This window comes from Deinococcus aerolatus (assembly GCF_014647055.1).
Taxonomy (GTDB): domain Bacteria; phylum Deinococcota; class Deinococci; order Deinococcales; family Deinococcaceae; genus Deinococcus; species Deinococcus aerolatus.
In genome coordinates, this window is sequence record NZ_BMOL01000048.1 from 1 (window position 1) to 4605 (window position 4605).

Sequence of the window (4605 nt, forward strand, 5' to 3'; positions counted from 1 at the left end):
CGCCGCACACGGCCCGCTGGTGCTGCTGCGGTATCACCTGGACGAGCTGAACGAGTGGCCGCTGAGAAGTGACGATCTGCCCGACGAGGCGCGGCCCCTGATCGTCCGCAGCGCCGCCGAGCTGCTGCGCCCCGGTACGCCGCACACCGTGAACCTTCAGCGCGGGGCCACTGGGCGCACCCACTGGCATCCTGTCGCGCCTCTGGCGGGCCTATGGCCTGAACATGCCGAGCTGGTGACAGCGGCCCGTCACGGCCCTGGCGGGGGCTGTGAACTGCTGGACGGCCTCGCGCACGGCACGGTGATGTGGCCGGCCCCCGTTAACCGCTCCATAGTGGCGTGGTACGTGACCCGGCATCCTGATGGCAGGCTGGACTACCCCGGCACGCCGGATTATCTGGACGCCCTGGAGGACGAGCTGCGCTATCTCGCCACCCGCGTCAGCACCAGCAAGCGCATGGGCTGGGAAGTTAGGGTGCGCCCGCTGCTGTGACGCCCCCGCCTCTGTTCTTTCTAAGGCCGTTAATTCTCCCCGCCGTCAATGCCCGTGAGGCAATGCCCGTTAAGCCCGTGTGGCAAAGCCCTTCCGGCCCAAAAGCTAATAATCCTGTGACCAGGAGGCGCGCCAGCGCCCCCGCCAGCGGCGGGGTACGAATCTCAATGAAAGCGTCTTCCCAGGGCCACGTCACGCCACAATCGCCAGCGGTCACGACCTGCGGGTTTTCCCTGTGCAGGACGTGGTAAACTGCCACAGTCGCGCCACTTGGCCACAGTCGCCCTGCCTACCCTGGCGGGGCGACTGTTTGGCAACACGGGCCGCAGTTAATCCTGTTCTGGACGCAACTTTCAACACGTTGAAACCGAGGCAAACAATTTCACCTAAAGCCGATTAGATGGAAATCTGATGTTTGGCCAGCGGGCGCCCGCATGCTCAGTCTCGCCGCCGCCGGGTGCGTGCCAGACTGCGGGCCGATGACCCGGAAAGCCAAGGCCGCCACGCCCGCGCCCACGCTTCAGCGCAAGCTGTTTCTGGGCGACAACCTCAAGGTGCTGCGCGCCGACATCCCCGACGAGTCGGTCGATCTGGTCTACCTTGACCCGCCGTTCAACAGCGCCGCCGACTACAACGTCCTTTTCCGTGACCAGGGCGACCAGCAGGACAGCGCGCAGATTCTGGCGTTCACTGATACCTGGAAGTGGGGGCCGGACGACGACCAGCTCCTGCTTGAACTGTCCCAGATCAACGGCGAGCTGGCCCGCTTCCTGACCGACACCGTGACCCGGCTGGGCCGCAACGACCTCAGCGCCTACCTGGTCATGATGACTGCCCGCCTGGTGGAGCTGCGGCGGGTGCTGAAGCCCACGGGCAGCCTGTACCTGCACTGTGACCCCACCGCCAGCCACTACCTCAAGACGGTGCTGGACGTGCTGTTCGGGCCGCAGAACTTCCGCAACGAGATCACTTGGAAACGCAGCACAGCCCATAGCGACACCAAGCAGGGACGCAAGGGCTACGGGAACATTGCCGACATCATCCTGTACTACACCGTCTCAGATGAGTTCGCCTTCAATCCCGTTTACACCGACTACAGCGTTGAGCAGCTTGCGAAATATAACCAAGTAGATGCGGATGGGCGTAAGTACACGCTCGACAACATCACGGGACCCGGCGGTGCCTCCAACGGCAATCCCAGCTACGAGGTGATGGGTGTCGTCCGGTTCTGGCGCTACAGCAAGGAGCGCATGCAAGCTCTGATTGATGAGGGGCGCATAGTTCAACCACGCCCCGGAGCTGTTCCACGCTATAAACGCTACCTGGACGAGATGCCGGGCGTACCTCTCCAGAATGTCTGGGATGACATCCCGCCGCTTAACTCCCAGGCACAGGAGCGGCTGGGCTACCCCACTCAGAAACCCCTCGCCCTGCTTGAGCGCATCGTGTCGGTCAGCAGCAACCCCGGTGACGTGGTGCTGGACCCGTTCTGCGGCTGCGGTACCACGGTCTGCGCGGCAGAGAAGTTGGGCCGTAACTGGGTGGGCATCGACATCACGCATCTGTCGGTCGCGCTGATCAAGGCCAGACTCCGCCGCGACTTCGCCCTGGAGGCGGGCGACTATCAGGAAGAAGGCACGCCGACCACGGTGGACGGCGGCCAGTACCTGTTCGAGCAGGATGCCTTCCAGTTCCAGTTCTGGATTTTGGGCGAGATCGGCGCGCAGCCGTTCGGCGCAAGCGCAGGCAACAAGAAGGGCAAGAAGGGCGCGGACGGCGGCATCGACGGCCAGATGTTCTTCGTCAAGCCTGACCGCAGCAAGGTGGAGAAAGTGATCGTCAGCGTTAAGGGCGGCAAAAACCTCACGGCGGGTATGGTGCGCGACTTGGCGGGCGTGCTGACCAAAGAGGACGCGGCTATCGGTATTTTCGTCTGTCTGGCGAAACCTACAGCGGGCGTTCTCAAGGAGGCCGCCCAGCAGGGCGGATACGAGTACGGCGGGAAGATGTTCGCCCGCGTCCAGGTGCTGACCGTTGAGCAAATCCTCGGCGGCCAGCAGCCCGACATTCCCAAAGGCGCGGTCAATGTCAGCTACGAGCAGAAGGCACAGAAGACCCTGGCGACCGAGAGCAAGAAGAAGGGCATGACCAGCCTGTTCTGAGCGTCAGCACCGGCCAGCGCGCAGGCATTGAAGCGATTCTGCCTGACTCCGATGCCCTGTCCCGCTGCACGATCTGGCCACCAGCGGCCCGCAACGCGATACGCTGCCCGCACTCGTTCGGCATAAAAGCGAAACCGCCCCCTCCCGCAAAAGAAAAGGCGATTTCAAGCAAGCCAGAGCGAGGCCCTGTCCCACCAGTCTAACCACTGGCGGGGAGGGCGCAAGGGGTATCAGCTTGCAAACTCACTCATTCGCCGACACGATCAACCGCGCCCGCCTCGCCATCACAGGACAGGCCAGCACCGCCGCCGCCGCGCCCCTGCCTGCGCCTCAGTCCACACAGCGCCCCGTCGCGCCCCCTGCGCCCTCTGTGCGGCCCGTCCTACCCTCTGCTGACGCGGTGCGCGGTTCCTGCCCTCTGTCGCCCGGCGCGGCCCGCCTATGGACCTCCCTGCATGATCTGGCGCGGCACGTCGCCCTGGTGCGCGGTCACGCCGTCTTGCCCACGTCCCTGACATTTCATCTGCCCGCCGTGATCGTCGCCGCGCTGGTGGACTACTCCGAGCGGCATCTGTACCGACTGGCCGACGAGCTGCGCGCCGCTGGCCTGATTGACGAGCGCGGCCACGTCGCCCAGGTCGGCCACCTGCGCCGCTATGACGGCACGCTGTGGGCGATCCGGCTCCAGCCCGACGCCCCCCCGCCAAGACTGCGCTGGTGGGATTTCCAGCACGACTGGAGGCCCGACTTTGCCGAGGACTACAGCAACGAGAAGGGCGCATGGCGGGCTGTGCAGGAGGCCATGTCAGAACCACTCAGTCCTACAGGACAGAACGCGGTTCAGGAACTGGGCAACAGATGGGCCGCTGCCACAAAATTGAAGAAAACGCCCGCTGGAGATGGTTCTGACATGCGCCCAGGGCGCGTTTTGTACGCCGTCGCCCGCGATCTGCCCGCCCTGCTACATCTGCACCCCCGACAGCGCCACCGTGAAGTGTCCCGGCTGGCCTCTGATCTGGCCCACGTCCTGAACGAACCCGGCCGCTACCGGCAACACTGCGCCGCGATTTACCGCGCCCTGGACGCCGAGAACGAGCAGCGCCCCGGCCTAAGCGTGCTGGCCCTGCAACTGCACCGACTAGCAGCCGACCTCGCTGAGCTGGCCCCCTGGAGAAAACCCGGCGCAGTGCTGGCCTCGCGGCTGGCTTAACCCTGAGCGACAAATGACGCCCTGCGCCTACTGCAACGGTCACGAGTAGGGCCAGCCGTCCACTGCCGCCCGCGTATGGGGGGGGGTACTCGGGGCGGCCCTGGCAGGGGCAGCATCTACTGGACCCTCGGTCAGATGCCCTATTTCTGCCAGTTCTGTACTGAAATAGGCGCTGCTGAAAATTGCAGCCCCCTAATCAATTGATAGCCCGCTTAGATGCAAGGTCAAGGACGGAATCAGCCGCTCCTGGGGCGGGTTATTTGCTTAGCAGGCCGAGAAATCTAAGCAAGCGTGGTAGACTGCTGTCCTAAGAGGCTTTGCGGCCTCTGCAACCCAACGAATCCTATTTACGGAGGCCAAACATGCCAGCCGATGCGCCCGCTTATGCTTTGATGCCGGAACTTGTTAACGCCCCCAGACTGATGACGGCCCGCGACGTGGCGCTGGTGCTGGCTTGCTCCCCCCGCACGGCAACGAATCTCATCTCCAGCGGCAAGTTGCCCGCCGTGCGGCTGGGACAGGGCCGCACGGCCTACCGCGTCAGCAGGGACGTCCTGGCTGACTTCATCCAGCGGCACGCTACCCGGCAGGACAGCGCGGCCTAGCCCCATGACAGACACGGCCAAGGGCGCGACAACCCCCAGCCACGCCACCACCAGCAGCAACAGGCTACGCACCCGCGCTGTCCTGTATGAAGCTGATCGGCGCGACGAACGAACCAAAAAGCGCAGGGCCAAACG

The 4605-nt window shown here is 64.4% G+C and carries 4 protein-coding genes; all 4 read left to right on the forward strand.

The window, feature by feature from the left end; all coding sequences use genetic code 11:
- A partial coding sequence (locus IEY31_RS18330) for a hypothetical protein (protein WP_188974395.1) occupies positions 1–493 on the forward strand: 493 nt, incomplete at its 5' end.
- Between the two features lie 479 nt (positions 494–972).
- The gene (locus IEY31_RS18335) at positions 973–2655 is read left to right on the forward strand and encodes a DNA methyltransferase (protein ID WP_188974396.1); all 1683 of its coding nucleotides are present in this window, start codon (positions 973–975) and stop codon (positions 2653–2655) included.
- 235 nt (positions 2656–2890) lie between these two features.
- Complete coding sequence (locus IEY31_RS18340) at positions 2891–3865, forward strand: hypothetical protein (protein ID WP_188974397.1); 975 nt, start codon at positions 2891–2893, stop codon at positions 3863–3865.
- Positions 3866–4257: 392 nt separating this feature from the next.
- Positions 4258–4470, forward strand: coding sequence for a helix-turn-helix domain-containing protein (locus tag IEY31_RS18345; protein WP_188974398.1), 213 nt, complete (start codon positions 4258–4260; stop codon positions 4468–4470).
- Positions 4471–4605: the final 135 nt, after the last annotated feature.

Bases quoted from the DNA above. Each gene is read 5' to 3' on its own strand.
- IEY31_RS18345 (WP_188974398.1), top strand. From the start codon at position 4,258: ATGCCGGAACTTGTTAACGCCCCCAGACTGATGACGGCCCGCGACGTG.
- IEY31_RS18335 (WP_188974396.1), top strand. From the start codon at position 973: ATGACCCGGAAAGCCAAGGCCGCCACGCCCGCGCCCACGCTTCAGCGC.